At 28.3% G+C, this 23,500-nt stretch carries 35 protein-coding genes, 3 pseudogenes and 1 riboswitch; of the genes and pseudogenes, 34 read left to right on the top strand and 4 right to left on the bottom strand.

From position 1 onward, the window contains the following. Positions 1 to 17 precede the first annotated feature (17 nt). The 5 genes from groL (at position 18) to guaA (ending at position 5,850) form a co-directional block, all read left to right on the top strand. Complete coding sequence (gene groL / locus JJC01_19385) at positions 18 to 1,646, top strand: chaperonin GroEL (GenBank protein ID UDN58285.1); 1,629 nt, start codon at positions 18 to 20, stop codon at positions 1,644 to 1,646. 267 nt (positions 1,647 to 1,913) lie between these two features. After that, positions 1,914 to 2,654: a nickel pincer cofactor biosynthesis protein LarB gene (larB, locus tag JJC01_19380; protein UDN58284.1), complete on the top strand. Its 741-nt coding sequence runs from the start codon at positions 1,914 to 1,916 to the stop codon at positions 2,652 to 2,654. 89 nt (positions 2,655 to 2,743) lie between these two features. Next, the gene (gene larC, locus JJC01_19375; protein ID UDN58283.1) at positions 2,744 to 3,478 is read left to right on the top strand and encodes a nickel pincer cofactor biosynthesis protein LarC; all 735 of its coding nucleotides are present in this window, start codon (positions 2,744 to 2,746) and stop codon (positions 3,476 to 3,478) included. Between the two features lie 29 nt (positions 3,479 to 3,507). Further along, positions 3,508 to 3,927 carry a DUF111 family protein gene (locus JJC01_19370; GenBank protein ID UDN58282.1) on the top strand — a complete coding sequence of 140 codons (420 nt, stop codon included), beginning with the start codon at positions 3,508 to 3,510 and terminating at the stop codon, positions 3,925 to 3,927. Between the two features lie 59 nt (positions 3,928 to 3,986). Further along, positions 3,987 to 4,088: riboswitch (purine riboswitch) on the top strand. Positions 4,089 to 4,311: 223 nt separating this feature from the next. Further along, positions 4,312 to 5,850, top strand: a complete 1,539-nt coding sequence (gene guaA / locus JJC01_19365) for a glutamine-hydrolyzing GMP synthase (protein UDN58281.1) — start codon at positions 4,312 to 4,314, stop codon at positions 5,848 to 5,850. Positions 5,851 to 5,926: 76 nt separating this feature from the next. On the opposite strand, the gene JJC01_19360 is transcribed toward guaA, so the two are convergent. Continuing rightward, positions 5,927 to 6,973 (bottom strand): site-specific integrase, encoded by a 1,047-nt coding sequence (locus JJC01_19360; protein UDN60222.1) that lies wholly within the window; start codon positions 6,971 to 6,973, stop codon positions 5,927 to 5,929. Between the two features lie 68 nt (positions 6,974 to 7,041). Next, positions 7,042 to 7,266: a helix-turn-helix transcriptional regulator gene (locus tag JJC01_19355; GenBank protein UDN58280.1), complete on the bottom strand. Its 225-nt coding sequence runs from the start codon at positions 7,264 to 7,266 to the stop codon at positions 7,042 to 7,044. Positions 7,267 to 7,919: 653 nt separating this feature from the next. Here JJC01_19355 and JJC01_19350 point away from each other — a divergent pair. Beyond that, complete coding sequence (locus JJC01_19350; GenBank protein ID UDN58279.1) at positions 7,920 to 8,057, top strand: hypothetical protein; 138 nt, start codon at positions 7,920 to 7,922, stop codon at positions 8,055 to 8,057. Between the two features lie 27 nt (positions 8,058 to 8,084). On the opposite strand, the gene JJC01_19345 is transcribed toward JJC01_19350, so the two are convergent. After that, the gene (locus JJC01_19345) at positions 8,085 to 8,477 is read right to left on the bottom strand and encodes a helix-turn-helix transcriptional regulator (protein UDN58278.1); all 393 of its coding nucleotides are present in this window, start codon (positions 8,475 to 8,477) and stop codon (positions 8,085 to 8,087) included. Between the two features lie 187 nt (positions 8,478 to 8,664). Here JJC01_19345 and JJC01_19340 point away from each other — a divergent pair, with 187 nt between their 5' ends. After that, complete coding sequence (locus JJC01_19340) at positions 8,665 to 8,859, top strand: helix-turn-helix transcriptional regulator (protein ID UDN58277.1); 195 nt, start codon at positions 8,665 to 8,667, stop codon at positions 8,857 to 8,859. Positions 8,860 to 8,894: 35 nt separating this feature from the next. Continuing rightward, positions 8,895 to 9,092: pseudogene (locus JJC01_19335) on the top strand (Rha family transcriptional regulator). 60 nt (positions 9,093 to 9,152) lie between these two features. Here JJC01_19335 and JJC01_19330 read toward each other — a convergent pair. After that, positions 9,153 to 9,371, bottom strand: coding sequence for a helix-turn-helix transcriptional regulator (locus tag JJC01_19330; GenBank protein UDN58276.1), 219 nt, complete (start codon positions 9,369 to 9,371; stop codon positions 9,153 to 9,155). A 112-nt stretch (positions 9,372 to 9,483) separates the two neighbouring features. Here JJC01_19330 and JJC01_19325 point away from each other — a divergent pair, with 112 nt between their 5' ends. From JJC01_19325 to JJC01_19200, 26 genes and pseudogenes are all read left to right on the top strand, one after another. Beyond that, positions 9,484 to 9,678, top strand: a complete 195-nt coding sequence (locus JJC01_19325; GenBank protein UDN58275.1) for a helix-turn-helix transcriptional regulator — start codon at positions 9,484 to 9,486, stop codon at positions 9,676 to 9,678. A 41-nt stretch (positions 9,679 to 9,719) separates the two neighbouring features. Continuing rightward, positions 9,720 to 10,523 (top strand): phage antirepressor KilAC domain-containing protein, encoded by an 804-nt coding sequence (locus JJC01_19320; protein ID UDN58274.1) that lies wholly within the window; start codon positions 9,720 to 9,722, stop codon positions 10,521 to 10,523. A gap of 35 nt (positions 10,524 to 10,558) precedes the next feature. Further along, positions 10,559 to 10,816 (top strand): hypothetical protein, encoded by a 258-nt coding sequence (locus JJC01_19315; protein UDN58273.1) that lies wholly within the window; start codon positions 10,559 to 10,561, stop codon positions 10,814 to 10,816. 32 nt (positions 10,817 to 10,848) lie between these two features. After that, on the top strand, positions 10,849 to 11,073 hold the full coding sequence (locus JJC01_19310) for a DeoR family transcriptional regulator (GenBank protein UDN58272.1): 225 nt from the start codon (positions 10,849 to 10,851) through the stop codon (positions 11,071 to 11,073). Positions 11,074 to 11,205: 132 nt separating this feature from the next. Then, positions 11,206 to 11,430: a hypothetical protein gene (locus JJC01_19305; protein UDN58271.1), complete on the top strand. Its 225-nt coding sequence runs from the start codon at positions 11,206 to 11,208 to the stop codon at positions 11,428 to 11,430. Between the two features lie 134 nt (positions 11,431 to 11,564). Beyond that, positions 11,565 to 12,527 carry a YqaJ viral recombinase family protein gene (locus tag JJC01_19300; protein UDN58270.1) on the top strand — a complete coding sequence of 321 codons (963 nt, stop codon included), beginning with the start codon at positions 11,565 to 11,567 and terminating at the stop codon, positions 12,525 to 12,527. Positions 12,528 to 12,539: 12 nt separating this feature from the next. Continuing rightward, complete coding sequence (locus JJC01_19295; GenBank protein ID UDN58269.1) at positions 12,540 to 13,382, top strand: recombinase RecT; 843 nt, start codon at positions 12,540 to 12,542, stop codon at positions 13,380 to 13,382. A gap of 710 nt (positions 13,383 to 14,092) precedes the next feature. Further along, a pseudogene (locus tag JJC01_19290) lies at positions 14,093 to 14,191 on the top strand (replication protein). A gap of 69 nt (positions 14,192 to 14,260) precedes the next feature. Next, positions 14,261 to 14,512, top strand: a complete 252-nt coding sequence (locus JJC01_19285) for a hypothetical protein (protein UDN58268.1) — start codon at positions 14,261 to 14,263, stop codon at positions 14,510 to 14,512. Positions 14,513 to 14,583: 71 nt separating this feature from the next. Beyond that, positions 14,584 to 14,904: a hypothetical protein gene (locus JJC01_19280; protein ID UDN58267.1), complete on the top strand. Its 321-nt coding sequence runs from the start codon at positions 14,584 to 14,586 to the stop codon at positions 14,902 to 14,904. Positions 14,905 to 14,906: 2 nt separating this feature from the next. After that, positions 14,907 to 15,092: a hypothetical protein gene (locus JJC01_19275; protein UDN58266.1), complete on the top strand. Its 186-nt coding sequence runs from the start codon at positions 14,907 to 14,909 to the stop codon at positions 15,090 to 15,092. Further along, entirely contained in the window at positions 15,079 to 15,336 is a 258-nt protein-coding gene (locus JJC01_19270; GenBank protein ID UDN58265.1) for a hypothetical protein, read from the top strand. The genes JJC01_19275 and JJC01_19270 overlap by 14 nt, the downstream gene beginning before the upstream one ends. 11 nt (positions 15,337 to 15,347) lie before the next feature. Then, positions 15,348 to 15,722 carry a hypothetical protein gene (locus JJC01_19265; protein ID UDN58264.1) on the top strand — a complete coding sequence of 125 codons (375 nt, stop codon included), beginning with the start codon at positions 15,348 to 15,350 and terminating at the stop codon, positions 15,720 to 15,722. A gap of 9 nt (positions 15,723 to 15,731) precedes the next feature. Next, complete coding sequence (locus JJC01_19260; protein ID UDN58263.1) at positions 15,732 to 15,872, top strand: hypothetical protein; 141 nt, start codon at positions 15,732 to 15,734, stop codon at positions 15,870 to 15,872. Further along, the gene (locus tag JJC01_19255; GenBank protein UDN60231.1) at positions 15,869 to 16,108 is read left to right on the top strand and encodes a hypothetical protein; all 240 of its coding nucleotides are present in this window, start codon (positions 15,869 to 15,871) and stop codon (positions 16,106 to 16,108) included. The genes JJC01_19260 and JJC01_19255 overlap by 4 nt, the downstream gene beginning before the upstream one ends. Before the next feature lie 114 nt (positions 16,109 to 16,222). After that, entirely contained in the window at positions 16,223 to 16,399 is a 177-nt protein-coding gene (locus tag JJC01_19250) for a hypothetical protein (protein ID UDN58262.1), read from the top strand. Positions 16,400 to 16,511: 112 nt separating this feature from the next. Further along, a pseudogene (locus JJC01_19245) lies at positions 16,512 to 17,200 on the top strand (hypothetical protein). 44 nt (positions 17,201 to 17,244) lie between these two features. Beyond that, positions 17,245 to 17,457: a hypothetical protein gene (locus tag JJC01_19240; protein UDN60221.1), complete on the top strand. Its 213-nt coding sequence runs from the start codon at positions 17,245 to 17,247 to the stop codon at positions 17,455 to 17,457. Between the two features lie 17 nt (positions 17,458 to 17,474). After that, positions 17,475 to 17,798 carry a DUF1827 family protein gene (locus tag JJC01_19235; protein UDN58261.1) on the top strand — a complete coding sequence of 108 codons (324 nt, stop codon included), beginning with the start codon at positions 17,475 to 17,477 and terminating at the stop codon, positions 17,796 to 17,798. Positions 17,799 to 17,880: 82 nt separating this feature from the next. Then, positions 17,881 to 18,111, top strand: coding sequence for a DUF3850 domain-containing protein (locus JJC01_19230; protein ID UDN58260.1), 231 nt, complete (start codon positions 17,881 to 17,883; stop codon positions 18,109 to 18,111). A 136-nt stretch (positions 18,112 to 18,247) separates the two neighbouring features. Continuing rightward, complete coding sequence (locus JJC01_19225) at positions 18,248 to 19,054, top strand: DNA adenine methylase (GenBank protein UDN58259.1); 807 nt, start codon at positions 18,248 to 18,250, stop codon at positions 19,052 to 19,054. 12 nt (positions 19,055 to 19,066) lie between these two features. Beyond that, positions 19,067 to 19,474, top strand: a complete 408-nt coding sequence (locus tag JJC01_19220; GenBank protein ID UDN58258.1) for a RusA family crossover junction endodeoxyribonuclease — start codon at positions 19,067 to 19,069, stop codon at positions 19,472 to 19,474. A 64-nt stretch (positions 19,475 to 19,538) separates the two neighbouring features. Then, entirely contained in the window at positions 19,539 to 20,246 is a 708-nt protein-coding gene (locus JJC01_19215; protein ID UDN60220.1) for an ORF6C domain-containing protein, read from the top strand. Positions 20,247 to 20,347: 101 nt separating this feature from the next. After that, a complete protein-coding gene (locus tag JJC01_19210; protein UDN58257.1) occupies positions 20,348 to 20,848 on the top strand; it encodes a hypothetical protein in 501 nt (166 codons plus the stop codon). A 936-nt stretch (positions 20,849 to 21,784) separates the two neighbouring features. After that, positions 21,785 to 22,663, top strand: a complete 879-nt coding sequence (locus JJC01_19205; protein UDN58256.1) for a hypothetical protein — start codon at positions 21,785 to 21,787, stop codon at positions 22,661 to 22,663. Positions 22,664 to 22,679: 16 nt separating this feature from the next. After that, positions 22,680 to 23,450 (top strand): hypothetical protein, encoded by a 771-nt coding sequence (locus JJC01_19200; protein UDN58255.1) that lies wholly within the window; start codon positions 22,680 to 22,682, stop codon positions 23,448 to 23,450. The last annotated feature ends 50 nt before the right edge of the window (positions 23,451 to 23,500 follow it).

Here is a 23,500-nt window from a genome sequence, read left to right as displayed (position 1 = left end):
ATTAGGAGGGGTTTAAAATGGCTAAAGAAATTAAATTTTCAGAGGAAACAAGAAGAGCTTTAGAAGCTGGTGTAAATAAATTAGCAGATACAGTAAAAGTAACATTAGGACCTAAAGGAAGAAATGTTATATTAGATAAAAAATTTGGTTCTCCACTTATAACTAATGATGGTGTAACTATAGCAAAAGAAATAGAATTAGAAGATAGATTTGAAAATATGGGTGCTCAGTTGGTTAAAGAAGTAGCAACTAAAACTAATGATGTAGCTGGAGATGGTACTACAACTGCTACAGTTTTAGCACAAGCTATAATCAGAGAAGGTTTAAAAAATGTAACAGCAGGTGCTAACCCAATACTTTTAAGAAAAGGAATACAAAAAGCAGTAACAGTAGCAGTAGAAGAATTAAAAAATCAATCAAGAATAGTAGAAACACAAGAAGCTATATCTCAAGTTGCTTCTATATCTGCTGGTGATGAAGAAGTTGGAAAATTAATAGCAGAAGCTATGGAAATAGTAGGTAAAGATGGAGTTATAACTGTTGAAGAATCTCAAACTATGAATACTGAATTGGATGCTGTTGAAGGTATGCAATTTGACAGAGGATTTGTTTCTGCATATATGGTTACAGATGTAGACAAGATGGAAGCAGTTTTAAATGACCCATATATATTAATTACTGATAAAAAAATATCTAACATACAAGAGCTATTACCAGTTCTTGAACAAATAGTTCAACAAGGTAAAAAGCTACTAATAATTGCTGAAGATGTAGAAGGTGAAGCATTATCTACATTAGTTGTTAATAAATTAAGAGGAACATTTGATGTAGTAGCAGTTAAAGCTCCAGGATTTGGAGATAGAAGAAAAGAAATGCTTCAAGATATAGCTATACTTACAGGTGGTCAAGTAATATCAGAAGAATTAGGATATGATTTAAAAGAAGCTGATTTATCTATGTTAGGTAGAGCTTCATCTGTTAAAGTAACTAAAGAAAATACTACAATAGTAGATGGTTCTGGAGATAAAAAAGCTATAGAAGATAGAGTAAATCAAATCAAACATCAAGTAGAGCAAACTACTTCAGATTTTGATAAAGAAAAATTAATGGAAAGATTAGCTAAGCTTGCTGGTGGAGTAGCTGTTGTAAAAGTTGGTGCTGCTACAGAGGTTGAGTTAAAAGAAAGAAAATTAAGAATAGAAGATGCTCTTAATGCAACTAGAGCTGCTGTAGAAGAAGGAATAGTAGCTGGTGGAGGAACTGCTTTTGTTAGTGTTATACCAGCAATAGGAACACTAGTTGAGAGTTTAACTGGAGAAGTTAAACTAGGTGCTCAAATAGTTAAAAAAGCATTAGAAGAACCATTAAGACAAATAGCTATAAATGCTGGTCTTGAAGGTGCTGTAATTGTACAAAATGTTGTTAACGCTGAAGCAGAAACTGGATTTGATGCTTTAAATGAAAAATATGTAAATATGATAGAAGCTGGTATAGTTGACCCAACTAAAGTTAGTAGAAGTGCTCTACAAAATGCTGCATCAATAGCAAGTACTTTCTTAACTACTGAAGCTGCTGTTGCTGACCTTCCTGAAAAAGAAGATGTAGGAATGCCAGGAATGGGTGGCGGTATGCCAGGAATGATGTAATCTTAAAATATTTAAAAATATAAATTTTAAGATATAGAACTATTTTGACTTAGATTTTAGTATCTAAGTTGAAATAGTTCTTTTGTATATATTTAATTTTTTTGTGTATTTACAATTTTAATATATATATCTGGATAATTAGTATCTGGATTATAATAATATCTTTGAAGTTGTATTGTTATTTTTTAGGTTATGATGTTAGATATATATTAATTAAGGTATAATTGTTGATAGAGAATAAATCAAAGTTTAAAAGGATGCGATAATATGGACTTAAGAAAATTGCTTGAACAGGTTAAAAATGAAAACATTGATATAGATGTTGCATTAGAACAATTAAAAGATTTACCCTATGAAGACCTTGGATATGCCAATATAGACCATCATAGAGAATTAAGAAATGGATATCCAGAAGTAATTTATTGTGAAGGTAAAAGTGATGAACATATTTTAGGAATTATTGATAAAATGAATCAAAAAGGTTCTAATATATTGGGGACAAGATGTAGAAAAGAAACATTTTTAAAAGTTAAAGAAATTTATAGTCATGCTGAATACGAAGAATTATCTAAAATTCTTAAAATTCAAAATCATGCTATAGAGAATATTGGAAAAGGCAAAATTGTAATTGCAACAGGAGGAACTTCTGATATACCAGTAGCAGATGAAGCATATTATACAGCTAAATTTTTAGGTAATGATGTTGATAGAATATATGATGTTGGAGTGGCTGGTATACATAGACTTTTAAATAAAAGACACAAAATAGATAGTGCTAGAGTAGTAGTAGCTGTTGCAGGAATGGAAGGTGCACTTGCAAGTGTAATTGGAGGCCTAGTTGATGTTCCAGTAATAGCTGTACCAACATCTGTTGGATATGGAGCCAATTTTGGAGGATTAGCAGCATTATTGGCTATGTTAAATAGTTGTGCATCTGGAATATCTGTTGTAAATATTGATAATGGTTTTGGAGCAGGATATTTGGCAGCTATGATAAATAAATTATAATAGGTATATTGATATAAATTAAACATAAATTATACGATGTTAATCTAATGTTTATTAGATTTTTCATTATTAAAACTGAGGAGAAATATATGAGTGAAAAAATACTTTATTTTGATATAGTAAGTGGTATATCAGGGGATATGACCCTTGCAAGCTTATTAAATTTAGGTGTACCTGAGGAAATTTTTTTGGAGGAAATTCATAAACTAAAAATGAGCGATGAATTTAATATAAATATAAGCTCAAAAAATGAAAGTGGAATATCAGGTATAACAGTAAAAGTAATTACGAAAGAAACACATATGCACAGGAATTTAGTGGATATATTTGAAATTATAGATGAAAGTGATTTAAATGAAAATGTAAAATCTAATGCTAAAAAAATATTTATGGTAATTGGAGAAGCAGAAGCAAAGGTTCATGGAACTACAATAGATAAGATACACTTCCATGAGGTAGGAGCTATAGATTCAATTGTAGATATTGTAGGAGCATCTATATTAGTTGATTTACTTTGTATAGATAAGATTTATTCTAGTACAGTATCTGTTGGTTCAGGATTTGTAAAATGTGACCATGGAGTCATGCCTGTACCTGCACCTGCAACTATGGAAATATTAAAAGGTGTACCAATCAAATTAAATAATGTAAAAGGAGAATGTACGACTCCAACAGGAGCTGCAATAATAAAAGTTCTGTGTGATGAATTTGTAGAGGATTTTGAGTTTTCTCCAATAAAAATTGGATATGGAATAGGTCATAAGAAATTTGAAGTACCTAATATGTTAAGAACAGTATTAGGAGAAAAAAAAAAGAAGAATTAATCTATGAAATTAGTGCAAATATCGATGATATGTCTTCAGAAGTATATTCTTATTTGTATGAAAAAATATTAGACGAGAAAGCGTTAGATATTTATACAGAAAGCATTTATATGAAAAAGAATAGACCTGCAACAAAAATATCGATTTTATGTAATAAAGTAGATTTAGAAAAATTTATTGAAATATTGCTTTTAGAAACTAGCACTTTTGGAGTACGATATAATTCTTACAACAGAGAAATTTTAGATAGAAAGTTTGTAAAATTAGACACAAAATATGGATTAGTTACAATAAAACTAGGGTATTACAAAGATAAATTAGTTAAAGCTACTCCAGAATATGATGAATGTAAAACTATAGCAAAAAATGAAGATATTCCTATAAAAAAAGTGTTTGCTGATATAAATTTTAGAATAAAAGAAGAATTTAGTGAAAACTTATTGACATAAGTAATAAATTTTGATAAATTAATACTCAGCTTTAATAAATAAAAGCAAACAGAAAAAAATATATAAAATATAAACTCACTCGTATATGCTCAGAGATATGGTCTGAGAGTCTCTACCAAGATACCGTAAATATCTTGACTATGAGTGAAATTATTATACCAAAAGACCTAGTTAAGTAAATGTGTAGGCTGAGTTATACTCCCTATATGTTGGCTATAAGATAAGGGGCATTTTGGAAGCCTGTATAGTAATTTCACTTTTGCTAGAAATTATGGAAGTTACTATACAGGTTTTTTGTGTAAAAAGATTTAATATAATTTAGACTGTATTGTGTTAAAATAAATATATATAAAAACTATATTATACAAGGAGAGATGGAAATTTATGAAACATGAATTAGTACTTGTAATAGATTTTGGAGGTCAATATAATCAGTTAATAGCTAGAAGAGTTAGAGAAAACAACGTATATTGTGAAATACTTCCATGTACTGCAAGCATAGAAAGAATAAAAGCAAAAAATCCTAAAGGGATAATATTTACAGGTGGGCCAAATAGTGCATACTTAGAAGATTCTCCAACAATATCAAAAGAAATATTTGAACTAGGAGTACCAATACTTGGTATATGTTATGGAGTTCAAATAATGTCTCATGTATTAGGTGGAGTTGTAAGAAAAGGCAATAAACAAGAAAAAGAATATGGAAAAACATCTATAACTTATGGAAAATCATCATTATTTGAAGGGATTACTACAAATAGTGTTTGGATGAGTCATACTGATTTAATAGAAAAGGCTCCAGAAGGATTTACTATAGTTGCAAATACTAAAGATTGTCCAGTAGCGGCTATGGAAAATGTAGAACAAAAACTATATGGAGTTCAATTCCATCCAGAAGTAGAACATTGTTTAGAGGGAGATAAGATACTTAAAAATTTCTTATACAATGTATGTGAAGTAAAAGGTGACTGGACTACAGATTCATTCATAGAAGATAAAATAAAAGAATTAAAAGAAAAAATAGGTGACAAAAAAGCTTTATGTGCTTTAAGTGGAGGTGTTGACTCTTCTGTTGCTGCAGTTCTTATTCATAGAGCAATTGGAGATAACTTGACTTGTATATTTGTTGACCATGGTTTACTTAGAAAAAATGAAGGTGACGATGTAGAAAGAATATTTAGAGAGAAATTCGATATAAATTTAATAAGAGTTAATGCAGAAGATAGATTCTTATCTAAACTAAAAGGAATTTCTGAGCCAGAAGCTAAGAGAAAGATAATTGGTGAAGAATTTATAAGAGTATTTGAAGAAGAATCAAATAAATTAGGAAAAATGGATTTCTTAGTTCAAGGAACAATTTATCCAGATGTTATAGAAAGTGGACATGGAAATGGTGCTGCTACTATAAAATCTCACCATAATGTTGGTGGAATTCCTGAAGATGTGGATTTCCAAGAAATAGTTGAGCCATTAAGAGAACTATTTAAGGATGAAGTTAGAAAAATAGGATTAGAACTTGGTATAGAAGAAGGATTAATATTTAGACATCCTTTCCCAGGGCCAGGTCTTGGAATAAGAGTTATAGGTGATGTAACTAAAGAAAAATGTGATATATTAAGAGAAGCAGATGCTGTTTATATGGACGAGCTTAGAAAAGCTGGTTTATATAGAGAAATATGGCAAGCTTTTGCAACATTACCAGATGTTAAGACTGTTGGAGTTATGGGAGATGAAAGAACATATGCTTATTTAGTTGGTTTAAGAGCAGTTACTTCTTCTGATGGAATGACTTCTGACTGGTATAAGATGCCTTATGATGTGTTAGAAAAAATTTCTAATAGAATAATTAATGAAGTTGATGGAGTAAATAGAGTAGTTTATGATATAACTTCTAAACCACCTGGAACAATAGAATGGGAATAGTAAACAAAAAAGTCATAAACCTTGTATTTTCAAGGTTTGTGACTTTTTGAAATTTGATTGTGATACTAAAATGATACTATATATTTAAATTATCTAGTTTTTGTGCAACTTCAAGCTGTTTATTCGGATATAAATGAGAATATGTATTCCAAGTTGTTTCTGCTTTTTCATGTCCAAGTCGCTCAGCTATAGTTAATATATTTATATCCATGTTTACTAATAGTGAAGCATGAGAGTGTCGCAAGTCATGCACTCTAATTCTTTTTATGTTAGACAACTTACAACATCTATCTAATTCTTTAGAAAGATAGCTTTTAGCAAATTTAAATATTCTTTCATCTTCTTTTAAATCATATAGTTTAGATAAATAGTCTTTTATATTATTATATAAGAAATGTGGGATAGGGACAATGCGTTTGCTTTTAGGTGTTTTAGGATAAGAAATAATTTCCTCTCCATTTAATTTTATATAACTTTTATCAATATTTATTTTGTTTTCAAACACATCTTTTGGAGTAAGAGCCATTAATTCGCCTAGCCTCAGTCCTGTCCAAAATAAAATTTCAAAAGCCAATCGAGGTTCTGATTTATTTTCAAATTCCATAAATTTTCTAAATTCGTCCAAAGTCCAAAACTGCATTTCATCAGCATTTTTTTTGCCAACGCTTCCTGCAAGGTGAGCAGGGTTGGAAGGTAAATTATAATATTTAACTGCATAATTTAGTATAGCAACGAGCTGATTATTTATTGTTTTTATGTACGTTTGGCTATAATCGCTTTTTAATAATTCATTTTGCCACTTTCTCACATGAGCAGGAGTAATCTCATTTATTTTTACTTTTTCAAAAAAAGGTAAAATTTTTAGGTTTATTAAATACTTTTTATTATCTAGCGTAGAGAGTTTCAACCTTGAAGACATATCGTGCATGTATTCCTCTGTAAGACTCTTGAAAGTCATATCAGTACTCATTTTAGATTTATTTAAAAATTCCCTTTCAAACTCTAGAGCTTCTTTTTTTGTTTTAAAACCCCGTTTAGTTTTTTTCCTCTTTTCCCCATGAAAGTCTGTAAAGTAAAAGCTAACAAACCACGTTTTTCTTTCTTCATCTTTGTAAGCAGGAATTTTAGACACCCCCTCAATTATGTTATCTTAATATTACAATTATAACATGCTATATATATATATTCTAACTAGTTGTTTTGTTTTTTTCTTCTTTTTATTTCTTGAAGTTTATAATATTTACATAATTCAGTAAAATCTTCTTCTAGTGCTATAGATAAATCTAATATTGTAGATATTCCTATATCCTTATATTCTCCATTTTCCAATTTTGATATATAACTTCTATTACGACCCATTCTTTCTGCTAGTTCTAATTGCGTCATTCTTTTCTTTTTTCTTAATTTTTTCAACATTTATTAAAATCCACCTTTTAATTATTTTTTGATTATTTTTATAATTAATAGTTTGTGTAATTTATTGTAATAAATGTTCCTCATTAGAACATTTTTTGGTGGAAAAATGTGTTAAAATGTAAGTAAGAAAAGCACATTAAAAGCACTATAAGAATAGTGCTGAGATGCTAGAATTTAAAGAAAGAATAAATTTTATTTAAAAGCTTATAAGTATAAAGTAAATAATTTGTAAATTAAATCTAAGAATAATGTAAAAAATGCAATAAAAAAATAAAAATTAAAGTTATGAAAAATAAAGCTAGGTGACTAACTAAAAATAGAAATATACAGATAGTCTAAAATACTAGAAATAAAAAAATAGAAGTGAATTTTTAAAATCAAAACTAAAATCTCTATATTAGTCAAGTTGCAAGATAATATAAATTTATATATAATATATTTACAAAGAAAATTTTAGAAATTTTAAATATTATATTTGTTGAAATAAATACATCAAGTCTATAAGTTAAGGAATTTTTATACCATTTTTTACGAACATAAGTTCTGAAAAGGGATATAAAATATAATATTATAAAAAGAAGGTGATTGGCTAAATATTTTACATATTTAAGGGGTAAGGAATAAATATTATAAATTATAAGAGGGTGACGCAAGTGGGAGATTCAGATTGTTCTAAAATGTTGGCATTTTATGAAATTATGAAAATGTTAGAGACTATTGATGAAGCTAAATTTTATAATTGTAAAGAAGAAATAAAGTCAGAGTTTAAGCATATAAAAAAAGAGGATTGAATCCTCTTTTTTTATATATTTTTATGCTTATTCTTTATTTTTAGTATTTTGCTCCTCCAAAAAAAGTTTTGCTATCTTTAAAGCTTTATTTTTAGAATCATCATCAAGTTCACTAAAAATATTAAGTATTTCTCTCATATCATCAGATGGATTTAATTTTTGAATAAGTTCCTTTTCTGTGATATTAGAAATATTAATCTTGATATTAGTTCTACCTAATAAATAGTCAGTTGATATATCTAAAGTATCAGCTATATGTCTCACAACATCAAGCGCTGGGCTTCTTTTACCAGTTTCATATCCGTTATAAGTATTTGCTGGTAAACTTAATTTATTAGCCATCTCTTTTTGCATTAATCCGAGTTCTTCTCTCTCTTCTCTTAATCTTTTAGAAAATATATTGCTTTCATCTTTATACATTGCAATTGTCCCCCTCTTAAAAACTATAACGAATGTAATTACTCTTATTCTACTACAAAATACGCGTTTTGTGATTTTAATTCGCAAAAAGGAAGAAAAAAACAAAAAACGTGTTGACAATTCACAAAACGGAGTATATTATATAAATATAGAAACTTCAAATTGAGAATAAAAGGAGTGATATATATTGAAAAATTATATATTGAAATCTCTTAGAGTAAGACAAGGATTGAGACAAAGAGATTTAGCAAAAATATTAGGAATGAATCCCAGTACTTACTCAAGTAAAGAAAATGGCGATAGGCGATTCACAGTAAGTGAAGCAATAAAAATATCAGATTTTTTTAATACAGATTTGAGAGATATTTTTTTAAATAAATAATTCGCAAAATGTGAATAAAAAGGAGTTAGATAAACATGAATAATTTAACAATAATTAATCAAAATAATCAATTTTTAGTTGAGAGTAGAGAAGTTGCAGAATTAATAGAAAAGAAGCATGATAATTTGTTAAGAGATATAAGAGAATACAAGAAGATTTTAGAGGACTCATCAAATTTGAGGAGTCAATATTTTTTCATAGAAAGTGCTTATATAAATATTCAAAAAGAGGTGATTAGATGCAAATAGAGCAAACAACAATACGCCTGCCATATAGCAGACGGAAGTTGAATCTTAATTTCTATTTTGGTTAGGTGAAAGACCTAACAAAAAATCTGTAGAAACATTAAGTTTATTAGAAATTAATATTAAAGTTTCTATATTTGGTTCTCTTGAACCAGACTCATAATACTGATATGCACGTTCTGAGATACCAAACAAACTAGCAAATTGCTTTTGAGTCATATTCATTTGCTTTCTTACTAGCTTAATATTATCTTTGAATTTAGTCATAACTACACGCTCCAATAAAAAAATAAATAAATTTCTTGACACGAACAATATTAGCGTGTAATATATAAAACATAGCACGAACAATATTGGCGTGTTAAATAAAAAGGAGAGGGTGAAAATAAATAATAATTTAAAATTACAACGTGAAAAAGTTGGCTTAACTCAATTAGAGGTTGCAAAAAAAGCTAAAATAACAGAGAGAAGCTATCAATATTATGAAGCTGGCGAACGTCTCCCAAACATTCGTACAGCTTTAAAGATAGCTAGAATTTTAAACACTGATTGTGAAAAACTCTTTAATGAATAATAGCATAAAAGGACTCAGATTACAAGAAAGGAGCTTTAGATATGAATAATTTACAAACAATTAAAGAACAAGAATTATTAGGTAAAGAATTTAGAGTTTATGGAACTTTAGAAAATCCGCTATTTTTAGCTAGGGATGTAGCTGAATGGATAGATTACAGTAAGACAAGTGAAGGATACTATAATACTTCTAAAATGCTAATGAGTATAGATGAAGAAGAAAAAATGACTATTACAAATAGTAATAGTGGTGGAAATAAATTATTTTTAACAGAAGATGGATTGTATGAGGTTTTAATGCAAAGTAGAAAACCAATCGCAAAACAATTTAAAAAAGAAGTTAAAAAGATATTAAAAGAAATACGTAAAACTGGTGGATATATACATACAACAGAAGATATGTCAGATGATGAAATAATGGCAAGAGCATTACAAGTAGCTCAAAAGACAATAGAAAAGAAAAGTAGAGAAATAGAGGAAAAAGATAAGGTAATTCAGTTACAACAACCAAAAGTACTTTTTGCTGATTCGGTAGCATCTTCTGACAATTCAATCCTAGTTGGAGAACTAGCAAAGTTACTTAAACAAAACGGAATTAATACAGGAGAAAAAAGATTGTTTGCATGGTTAAGAGATAATGGGTACTTAATAAAACGCAAAGGTGAGGATTATAATACACCAACTCAAAAAAGCGTGAATTTGGGAGTTATAGAAACTAAAGAAGGTACAAGAGTTCATCCAAATGGATACATAAGTGTAACTAAAACACCAAAAATCACTGGAAAGGGTCAGGTTTATTTCATTAATAAATTTAAAAGTAGCAAACAAATATCAATGTTAAGTTAGAACTTTTAAAATTAAAAATTATGGAGGTAAAGACAATGAACGAAGATATATTTTATGGTATAAAAAGTACTCTTGATGAAATAGCAGAGGTTCATATTAAAAATAAACAAGGGATATTGAAAGAAGTTGGAATGTTAATAAATGGAGAAGATAATTCTTGTATTACTCACTGTTTAGATGAAGATTTAATTAAGTTTTACATAGAAGATAAGGAAGTATTGACAATAGATAAAGATAATCACTTATTATACATGCTTGATGCACTATTTTATAACTTTCTTGATAAAAATTAAATACAGAATATTCTTAAAAAGGAGTGAGATAGTTGGCTAAAAAAGCAAATAATTCGGGATATTACAGAGTCGAAGAAGTGATGCAACTTTTAGATGTAGCTGAAAGCACAGCATATAGAATAATAAGAGATTTAAACAAAGAATTACAGAAAAAAGGATACTATACTTTTGCAGGAAAAGTTCCAAAGACTTACTTAGAAGAACGATTTTTATATAAGAAACAATCAAATAAAAAAGCTAGAGAGGAGGTGATTTAATTGACTCTAAGATGGTTTCTAAGATTCTGTAAAAAACATAAAAGAGTGCCTACACCACGATTTTATGCAGAGTGTGTAGCATATATGGAAGAATGTAAGCAAAGAGGACTTGAACTTTAAGGGGGATTAAACATGGAAGTTTTAAAAATTACTTTTAATTTAGAAAATCTTGAAGTAGGTAAAACAATAAGAATAAATTCATTATATGAAGGCGAAAGAGATTGCATTATAGTTGTAGCAACTGAAAATGAATTAAACTTAGCTTATCTTGATAAAGAGATGGGTTGTATTGAGTATCAAGCATTAACAGTAGAAGATATTCAAGATAACTATTATAAGATTAAAGTTTTACCTTAGGAGGAAATAAAATGACAGCTTTAACAATAGTAGGTTTATTTGCAATATATTTAGTAGAATTATTTCAATAAAAAAAGTGCTGGTCGAAGTAACCAACACAACTAAAAAACGATTACTTAGGAGGATACCATAAAATGAATAAAAATTCAAGTCGTAGAAAATATTTAGATGCTTTTGTAGTAACTGATACTAAAAATATAGATAAAACTGATTGGCTTAAAAATAGACAATTAGGAATAGGAGGTAGCGATGCGTCAGCAGTAGCAGGATTAAATCCCTGGAAAACTTCTGTTCAAGTATATATAGAAAAGAAAGAAGAAATACCAATAGAAACTAAAAGTTTCAGAATGGAATTAGGCAATAGATTAGAAGGATTAGTTGCAGAACTTTTTACAGAAGAAACTGGTCTTAAGGTCCGTAATGTAAACGGAATGTTGAAAAATGAAAAGTATCCTTTTGCAATAGCTAATATAGACAGAGCTATAGTGGGAGAAAAAGCTTTTCTAGAATGTAAGACAACAAATAGTTTTTCTATAAAAGAATGGGAAAATGGAGTTCCACTTCATTATGAAATACAATGTTTACACTATATGGCTGTCACAGGAGCTACACATTGTTATATAGCAGCACTTCTTGGAAATGAAAAGTTTGTATGGCACAAGATAAATAGAGATGAAGAAGTAATTGAAAATCTAATGAAGATAGAGTCTGAGTTCTGGGAAAAGAATGTATTAAAAGATATTTTACCAATTCCTGATGGTTCAGATGCTTATAGCGAATTTCTAAAGGCAAGATATAAAAACTCAGTTAAAGAGAAAATAGAACTTAATCTACTTGAAGATGGTATTTCAAAGTTAAAAAGATATGATGATATAGTTTCTCAAATGAAGGAATTAAAAGGAGAGAAACAACTAATAGAGCAGGAGATACAAAGTGAAATGAAAGAGTATGAGTTAGCTACATTAGACGGAAGAATGATAACTTGGAAAGGAACCACTAAAAGGTCCATTGATACAAAAAGATTAAAAGAAGAAATGCCTGATATAGCAGAAAAATATACAAATATAAGTTCATACAGAACATTCAAAATAAAATAGGGGGTAATACATATGGCTAGTGAAAAAGCAAAAGGAGCTTTAGAAAAGAAAGTTACAGGAACAAACACAGTTAAGGCAAGCCCAAGTAAAGGTATGGAACAACTTATGAATAAGATGGCAGGTCAGATAAAAAAAGCATTGCCTAGCATGATTTCAAGTGAGAGATTTCAAAGAGTTGCTCTAACAGCTTTTAGTAACAATCCAAGATTACAATCATGTGAACCTATGAGTTTTATAGCAGCAATGATGGAATCAGCTCAATTAGGACTTGAACCTAATACACCTTTGGGTCAAGCATATTTGATACCATACGGAAAGAAGGTACAATTCCAAATTGGATACAAAGGTCTTCTAGAATTAGCACAAAGAAGTGGAAAGATAAAAACTATATATGCTCATAAAATAAGAGAGAATGACAAGTTTGAGATTAAATATGGTCTTCATCAAGATTTAGTTCATGAACCTAAGCTAAACGGTGATAGAGGGGAAATAATTGGATATTATGCAGTATATCATTTGGATACAGGAGGACATAGTTTCTCTTTTATGACTAAAGATGAAATCATAGAGTTTGCTAAGAATAAAAGTAAAAGTTACAGTAGTGGACCATGGCAAACCGATTTTGATTCAATGGCAAAAAAGACAGTTATAAAACAGTTATTAAAATATGCACCACTTAGTATAGAGTTGCAAAAGGCTATGGTAGGTGATGAGACAATAAAAACTGAAATAGATGAGGATATGAGCTTAGTTATAGATGAAAGTGATAACTTAGAAGTTGATTTTGAAGTAAAAGAAGATATAGAAGATGTAGGTAGTCAAGTAAATTTAGAAGAGGCTATAAATGTTGATTAAGTAGGTGAGTCACCTTGAAATATACAATATTAGGATTCAGTCAGAAAAAGGCAGTAGAATTAGGATTAAACACAAAGGATTTACTTATATTGAGATGGTTTGTAGATTTTCTAGGTAGTGGCAGGATGACAAGAAAACTTATTAATGGAATTGAATATTATTGGGTTGATTATTCTGGAGTTATTAAAGAGCTACCAATTCTTTATACAGAGAAGCATGACACTATTTATAGAGTACTCAAAAAGCTAGATAAAATAGGTATATTAGAGCATGCTACATTAAAGCAAGGTGGTACATGGAGTTACTACAAATTAGGATATAGGTACATAGAGTTGATTAGTGATAGTTATCAACAGGTCGGAAATAAATCCGACTGCTCGGATATAAATCCGTACCCTTCGGATATAAATCCGACCCAAACGGATATAAATCCGGAACGAAAAACTAATCTACTATATCCTTCTACTATACCCTGTAACTATACTACACAGACAAGTGTTGTAGTGAATAAAAATAAAGAAATGATTGAAGAAAATACACATTTAAAGTTAAGTAATAATATGCAAAAGAAAGTATCTGTTTGGGATGAAAATAGACTATCAAAAGCAGTAGATATATTTATAGAGAAAAAGGGTGAAGCATTCAGTTTCCTAGAAAAAATTTATAGAGATAATAGAAACTTTATAGAGAAGGATATCGAGCAAGTTAATAAGAATAAATTTAGAAACTTTGATGAAACATTTACTCAATATACCAGTGATGAGCTAGACGAGATTATTAAGAAAAGTCAGAAGGAGAAGTTCAGTTGAGTTAAATAATCTAGGGAGTAATTATACAATATTACTTCCTAGAAGTTAAAAATATTGGAGGTAAATAATATGAATGAATTAGTAAAAATAACGGATAAAGAAATAGCAAAATGTATAAAGTCACAAAAAGAACTTGCAAAGAAAAAAGATTACCCTCATTTTGCACCAAAGGATGGGATTTGTAGATGTGGGAGAAATATTTATCAAAACTATGAGATAAGGTTTTTTAAAGAAACTAGAAACTCAAAAGGATATGCTAATATAGCTGGTAAAGAACTTATAACTGGATGCCCACATTGCAATAAAACTTTCTGCGATTAAAAATATAGAAATTATTAGGAAGTTAATATAACTATTAACTTCCTAGAAGTTAAAAATTGGAGGGATAAAAGATGGAATTAAAATTCAGAGAATGGAATAAAAATTGCAAGGAAATGTATAATTATGCAGATTTGAAAGATTGCAGCGAAAGAAAAATGTATGAGGGTGATATTGTTTTGTGTAATGATTTAATACGTGAATTTAAATTTTTATGTGAGGTTAAGTTTTTAGATGGTAGATTTATTGCTACAAATGATTTATTGGAAGAAAAAATTTCTTTATCTAAAAAAAGCTTAGCTGGCCACGTCATTAATTTTAAGATTATTGGAAATATATACGAAAATCCTGAGATGTTAGAAAAGATAAGAAAGCCTAAAGTGTTGGAGGGATAGGAATGAGCAGAACAGCTATATGTAGCGTTTGTGGAGAGTTTTTAGTTGACAGTTACGATGATAAATTTACAAATGCTAAGGTCATGGATTTGTATGGCAGAGAATTTGTAATTACTATATGTAAGAGTTGCTTAGAAGAATTATTAAGAAAATGTGATGATGGGGGTATTGGGAATGATAATAATTAGAAGCCAAGATAAAACTGATTTAGTAAAAGCTAATTGGATAAATGTTGATAAGGAATATATATATGCAATGTTTGGAGATATAGATAATTTTAAAGAAATAGGCAAGTATGAGGATGAAAAAAGGGCTTTTGAAGTATTAAATGAAATACAGGATGCTATTATTGCAGCAACTAAGTTTGACATTATAAATAAAGATGGAGTTAGGTATTACAAAGAAAAAGTGTTTGAAATGCCAGTTGAATAGGGGTTAAGGAAATGTTGAGTAAAACAGCTAGACAGAGAGCTTCTGAAATAGCTTATCAATTAGTAAATGAAGGAATGGTATGGGGTAGTGATTTAGAGTATTTTATAAAATCACAGGTTTATAGAAGAAAAGGTTTTAAAAATGATGAACATTATTTTGAGTTTGAAGATGCAGTATTGAGTTTTGTAGAGGAAAGAATTAAAAAGAAGAATGTAGAAATTGTTGATATAAATACAAACAGAAGAATTGGACTAGGGAATATGTCTCAATTATCTAAAATACTTAAATGTTCACCTACTACAATTAGTTATTGTTTGAATAAAAATACGTTATATGAAGGTAAATATGATATTAAGTACGCAAAACTAAGATGGAATGAAATATAGGAGTGACAGATGGTATTAGCAAATGTAGAACAAGTAATTAAATTAGCAGAAAAGATAATAAAAAAGAAAAAGTGTTCTGTAAATAAAGCTATTGATATAGCTATAAAAATATTAAGTAGATACGAATATGAGGGGATGTTAGAAAAATGAATATCTTAGGTGGTTTAATACTTATAGTAGGAAGTTTTATAGCTGGTAGGATTTATGAGAATCATCTGAGAGCTAAAAACTGTGAAAAATGTGAAAGTATGAGGAAATTTATACAGTCTAATGAGTTATGCGAGTATTGCTCAAAAGAAATTGATACATGTGATAAAAAGTGTTACAAAAACATTTTAGATAGAAGAAGAAAATATTATAAAAATAGAGAAGGTGTTGAAAAATGAATATCTTAGGAGGGTTAATGTTGTTAGGGATAGGCATTGTAGTAGGCAGGATTTATGAGTATAGATTGAATCTAAAAGAGTGTGAAAATTGTGATAACATGAGAGGGTTTAATAATGAATGATAGATTAGAAATGATAAATGCTTCTGTAAATTATATACAGATGATATGTGAAAGTTCAAATATGGCTATTATAGCAGAGCAAGGAAGAGTTAGAATATTAGATTTAGAAACTAAAGAAAAATATGATTTATTAAAAAATAAACTCGAGGAAATGTTAGAAGAAATATAAGTGAAAATATCTAACAAAAACAGTTTAGAGAGTTGCAAAATTTATCTTAATATAAATATTGTTTAAGTGTTTTATGACTCTTAAAAATGAAAATAGAGAGGGGAATAATATAATGGATTTAAATAAAATTATGAATGATGCACTAGCGGAATTAGAAGAAAGTGGATTTGTAGAGGAAACAGTTAAAAAACAATTAGAAGAAACGATAAAAAGAGTTGTGAATGAGGTTTTGGAAATTGGGGTGATTTTAGTAAAAAGATTGAAAAACATCTAAGTGAAAATATAAATATAAATTTAGATAAATTAGATATACAAAAATATAATGTGCTTGTAGCAACTACAGTAAAAGAAAAGATTGATATGACAATGAAGGTAGAAGCTATTGAACACTTAAAAAGAAATTTAGATAACATGCTTGTAGGTGCTGAAAAAGAATACAAAATGAGCGAATTGTTGAAAATGTTAAAAATGGATAAATATGATATTAATGAATATGAAGGTGATGAAGATTGCATAACATTTATTCTTGATGAAAATAAATATGGTTCAGGGTGGATTAAAATTGATAAAGAACCAAATAAAAGTAAATACAGATGCGAGCACTCCATACTATTGAGAGAAGACGGAACTATTGCATCATATAGACACGAAAATAGAGAAATATCATCTAAGGATATAATAAGTGGATTTGATGGTTTTGGAGATTTATTATTTAAAATATTTGCTCATGGTTCAAAAATAATTTTAGATTTAGGCAATAGTTCGGATGATTATAACTTGACAAATAGAGAAAATTATTAAGATAGAGGGTGGAACAAATGTCTGAATATATACTAAGATGGCAAATGGGATTGTTGTTAGAAAATAAAAGAATTCACTGCACATATGGTAGCAAAGAAATGTGCCAGTCAAAGAATATCACAGAGAAAGAAAGTTATCAGCAATTTAGTAAAGAAATTTGTAAAAGCTGTAAAAATAATAAGAGAGATTGTGAAAGTAAAGATTGTGATACAGCACATAAAATATGGTTGAAGAAGGAAGCAGAAAATTATTTATAAAATTTGGAGGGAATAAAATGTTATTAGTTGAGAATAAAAATGATAGGTCCATTCTTGCAAAAGAATCGCTTGAAAGATTAGGGGCTAAAAATGTGAAAATATATAATATGGATACTGGGAGCAATGTTATATATTCAGTTGAAAATGGAAAAGAGCATCTAACTATATCAAATGAAAAAAGATTTCCTAATTGGAATGAAATTAAGTATGTTAGATATAAATTAATGAAACCAAATAAGACTATAGTACAGATATTACCACCAAAAGAAGAATATATAAATTTACATGAAAATTGCTTTCATCTTTGGGAAATAGAGGATAATGCAGTTCCAACTAAATAATTGTAAAATAAATAGTCAAGGTAAGTTTGTGAATGAAACTAAAAGTCTATAGACTTACTTTGACTTATAAAGAGGTGATTGTATGATACATGAATTAAAAATACTACCCCAATATTTTAAAGAAGTTGTAAATGGGAACAAAACTTTTGAGGTTAGAAAGAATGATAGAAACTTTAAAAAAGGTGATTTGTTGGTACTACAGGAGTTTGATGGAAAGGAATATACAGGTCTTGAGACACGAAAAGAAATTACTTATGTACTTGATAATAGCGATTATCTTCAAAATGGATATGTTGTTTTAGGAATAAAATAAATGTTTTGTGACTAGGGAGTGAGTTTATGAAACGAATAAGATGTAGTTGGTGTGGTAAGTTATTTTATCTTGATGAAAAATCTAAGGGTGTTTATTGTTGTAAAGAATGTAGGAAGAAGGCTAAGAAGGTGAAAAAATGAATAAGGTTTTGAATTGGCCAGGTGGGAAATGGAGTGTGACACATAACATAATAAGTATACTTCCAAAACATAATATATACTTAGAACCTTTTTTTGGAAGTGGAGCGGTATTTTTTAATAAAGAAATATGTAACACAGAGATATTGAATGATGCAGATGGACAGATTGTAAACTTATTCAAATGTATAAGAGATAAGCCAGTTGAATTAGCAAATGCTATATACTTTACTCCATATGCAAGAGATGAGTATATAAGCAATTGCAATTTTAAGGAAACTGATAATGATATAGAAAAAGCTAGAAAATTTATAGTAAGAACTAATATGTCTCGAGGTGGGCTACAAAAATATAAGACTGGGTGGAGACATGCAGGACCTAAACTAAGTAAAACTAATTTTCAAAAAGTTATAGGTAAGTGGAATGATTTACCTGATTATATTTTAAATACAGCTATAAGATTAAAAGATGCAGAAATAGAAAACAGAGATGCTATAGACTTAATAAAAAAATATAACAAAAGCGATTCTTTAATATATGCAGACCCTCCTTATCTGCTAAAAACAAGAAGTCAGAAAATGTACAATATCGAAATGGAAACAGAAGAACATGAAAAATTATTAAAAGTGCTTTTAAATCACGCTGGTCCTGCAATAATAAGTGGATATGATTCTAACTTGTATAATTGTATGCTTAAAAGTTGGAACAAATTAGAATTTAGGGCATACGCAGAACAAGGCAGATTAAGAAAAGAAGTATTGTGGACCAATTTTGAAACTAATAAGCAACTTAGTTTATTTAAATAATAGGAGAGAGTAATGAAAGTTTTTCTTGTAATAGATGGAGAACCAGTTGGCAAAGAGAGACCAAGATTTAATTCGGCTACTAAAAGAACTCATACTCCACAGAAAACTAAAAATTATGAGAATCTTATAAAGTGGCTATATCAATCTAAAGTTAAGTATCATTTTACAGGTTATATAAAAATGACTTTAAGGTGCTGTTATTCTATAGCTAAAAGTAACAGTAAAAAGGTTAAAGAGCAGAAAAGAAATAATGTGTTAAGACCTAGTAAGAAACCAGATATTGATAATGTTGTTAAGATTGTGGCTGATGCACTTAATGAGATAGCGTATAAGGATGATACACAGATAGTTGAGGTAGTAGCTAGTAAGTATTATAGTGATAAGCCAAGGATTGAAGTTGTATTGGAAGATGTTATTTAACCAATGGAAAAATTCGTTTGTTAGATTAGGTCCTTAGTTTTTCATAAAAATGTGAAAAAGCTAAATAAAGAATATAGCTGAGATACATAATAGAGAACTGAAGGAGATAAATAAAAATATAAATAATAATAGAAAAAGATTTAAAGATATGATAGATATATTAGATTTAAAAGTGAGTGATTTAAAATCACTGAGTTTAGAAATGGGTTACTCTAATCAATCTTATGCAAATGCAAATAACATTTACTTGTTATCTGAGAGAGGTTATTCAAAACTACTAAAGATACTGGAAGACGACAAGGCTTGGGAACAATACGAGAAAATAGTTGATGGAGACTTCTCTATGAGAAAAGAATTAAATAATCCTCTTTTAAGTGCATCAAAGGAGTTACAAGCTATATTTATGCTAGATAAGAAACAGGAAGTCTTAGAAACTAAAATAGAGAGTGTTAATGAGAAATTAGAGAATTTCATGGATGATGCACCACTTTTTAACATTGAGTGTGAGTGTATTGTTAAAGAAGTTAAGAGAGTAGCAACAAAATCACTTGGAGGTCATGGCAGTAGGGCTTATAAAAATAAGTCTCTAAGAGGTAAAGTTTATAGTGATATATACCATCAAATTAAACGAGAGTTTGGGGTAGATAGTTATAAGGCTATAAAGCGTTGTCAGTTAGAAAAAGTATTAGAGATTGTAGATAATTATAAATTACCTATAGTGTTTGAGGAAGAAATAAGATTATTAAACAGTCAATTATCAATAGTAAGTTAAGAAAAAAGAAGAAGGAGTGCTCCCACACTCCAGTTGTCAAAAATCTAAAACTGTCATTACAACATTATTATAACATAAATAATTGATAGGAGTGTGTGAGTATGTCTAAAACTAAAAAAGAGTTTTTTAATGCAACTAAGAAGTTTCTTGAAGAATATAATCAAATGGATGCTAATATAAACAAACTGAAAGGGGATATTTATAATTTAGATAAATGTTCTGTTGGAGATTTAACTAAGGCAATAAGCTATGATAGCATTCCTACAAGTAAAACTTATAATATAAATAACAAAATTGAGGATAAATTAGTTTCTATTGAAGATAAAAAAACTGAAAAGGAAATTGAATTATACACAATGATGGCAATAAAAAAAACTTTGGATATAGCTATAAATAATTTAAGATATGTGGAAAGAGAAATAATAAAATTTAGATATATAAATAAATTTGAATGGTTTCAAATATCAGATAAATTGTTTATGGAAGAAAGACAATTAAGAAGAAGAAGGGATATAGCTATAGCATCTATTTCAATAGCTATGTTTGGCAGACAAGCACTTACAGAGCAAGAACCAATATTCAATTTATTAGAAATACAATAAGAAGTTATGTCCGTTTTATGTCCGACATGAAGTCTTGAAACATGAGATAATAATATTGTGGAAATGAAAGATTTCCCTCTCAAAACTAAATATATATTAGGCTAGGGTTAAGGGATTGCCCTAGTCACTATGAACAGACTAGGCAGGGCGTGAGGACGCTGTTAGTTCAATTCTAACTATGTTCAAAAGGTTTTATTAATACACTATATGTAGATATATTGGATTAAAACGGAATTTAATTCAATTGTCTGAAAGAGTGGGGCTTGGTAACCGCACTCATCATGCAGGTGCTGGTGTTTAGTCTAGGTTCGATTCCTAGAACTTGCTCTTAAATAATATGTATCCCCCTTTAAAAAGGCTAAGTTACCCCTACTTAGTCTTTTTTAGATTTAAAACAAAGGAGAATAAAAAATGGATATGATTAATCTAGAGAAAATCTTTTTTTGAAGCAAAGTTATTAGATAAAAAATATATCGGTTTAAAAATAGCTATAACAGGATATCCAAGTGAAGAAGTAATAATTATTCAAAATACAAACTTAGATAATAAACTTAGATATTATAAAGAAATATATGATGATAAGTTAAATCATAAATATGTAGATGGGATAAAAATAATAGATTGTACATCTGGAAATGATTTTAAAGAGATAGAATTATCTTTAGAATGAAGACTTAAGTCAATTTTTAATAGAAAAATAAAGTAAGAAAGGTTGGATTAATGGATAAGAAGTAGAAAGATACACATGAAGTTGTTAAGATAATATACGATTTAGAGAGTAAGAGTCTAAGATAGATAGATAAGCAAATGTATAAAAATTTTAATTTTGATAAAACTAAAAACTAGTTTAATAATTAGGAAGTAGTAACTATTTGTAAAATATTGTTAAATAGTTTTGGAAATGGTATAATAATCCAATAATGGGGGGGATAATAAATGCCATATATGTATATGTCAAAAGTAAATTTAAATTCAAAAATATATGAAGTACATGATAAAAAAATAAAATTACAATCAATATTAGATGAATTATTTGATAATATTAGTGATGAGCACTCATATATAAAAGATACAGTTTCTACATATGAAGATTTATTAGGACAAGAAAAGAAAAGAGAAGTAAAAGAGGAATATATATTTACTGAATTAGATAAAGATAAACAGAATAAAATAATAACAGGTAATATTGTTCGAATAAAACCTAAGTTTGTAGAAGAATATAATAGAGAAATTAAAAAAAATGTTTTAAATAAAAGGGAAGAGTCTACTAATATATATTTTTATTTTGACTTGTATAATGAACTGATAACTTTTTGTACTAGAAATAAGTTTGGTCATAGTCAATTTAATGAGGCATTTAAAAATTTATTAGAATTAAATCTCAAGAAATATGGATTTGAAGTATTTTTAAAGAAAGATAAGAGTGTACTAGAAGAAAAGCTTAGTAGGTTTAAGAGGGTGGATAAAGTTGTAGCAACAATAATACCCCCAAATGCAAATAATAATGATGTTGATGATTTAATAAATGACTCTTATGAATATAAAGCAGCTAATATAAAAAAGGCTAAGCTAGAATATGAATCATCACCACAATCTAGTGAAGGTTTAGATATGCAAGCTTTGGCTATGCAAAGATTAATAAAATCTGCATCTTATGGTTATGGAGATTTAAATGTACATGGGAAAACAAAAGATGATACATATGAAGTTTTAAGAACCAATAAAGATGCAGCAGTAATTACAACAATTGAAGAAGGATATGATGAGAATGAGTTTAATAAACAGGCTCAATTGTTTATTTCAAGTAAAAAATAAAAGGGTGGTATAAATTATGTTTATTAAAGACCCTATATTTAATGAATTTATTAAAAGTAAGAAATTTAAAGAACTGTATAATTTTAAATCGTTAGAAGCAATAATAGCAATTATATCAGCAATAGTTATAACAGTATTATGCAGATGTATATTCAAATATTCGTCTATAGATGATATAAATTCCTTATTGAGGTCACTAAGTAAGGATGTAGCTATTGCTTTATTTGGATTAATGGGATTCCTGATTACAGGACTAGCTATTTTATTATCTGGAATAAGCAGTACAGTAATGAATATTATTACTCAGAGAAAAAAAGAAAAAAGTATTAATAAAATATTTCTAGGGTTTTACTTTGAAGGATTGTTAATTGGATTATTGATAGTAGTATTATTTGTGCTATATATAATATCATTTCTGAACGTGAAATTGAACGTATTATTTTCTATAATAGTAGTTTTCATACTATCATACTTAGTAGTATTTACAATTTTTTACTCAGTTGGATTAATAGGTAATTGTATTTCTATTTTTAGAATTATTAATAATTACAGTAATAAAATCAATGAAGAAGAGAAGGATTGTATTTTAAATGAAAATGATAAGATTATATTTAATGAGTTAAAAATAATGACCTTAGAAAGTATATTAGTTATGAATTCAACAAATATAAAAGAAGAAGAGCGATTTACTGAATTTAAAAAAACATTAGAAATGCTTATAAATGAAACTGTTACTGATGAATTAATGAGAAAAAGAATACTGGTATATTTTAAGAATGTATATTAGTTAAAGAACTCTAACCAGAGTTCTTTTTTTATTCCCAAAACGACAAACAA

Origin of the sequence: Clostridioides sp. ES-S-0010-02 (assembly GCA_020641055.1) — a bacterium.
Classification (GTDB): domain Bacteria; phylum Bacillota; class Clostridia; order Peptostreptococcales; family Peptostreptococcaceae; genus Clostridioides.
Note: the sequence above shows the minus strand (reverse complement) of the source record. Positions and strands in the feature narration are given on the sequence as shown.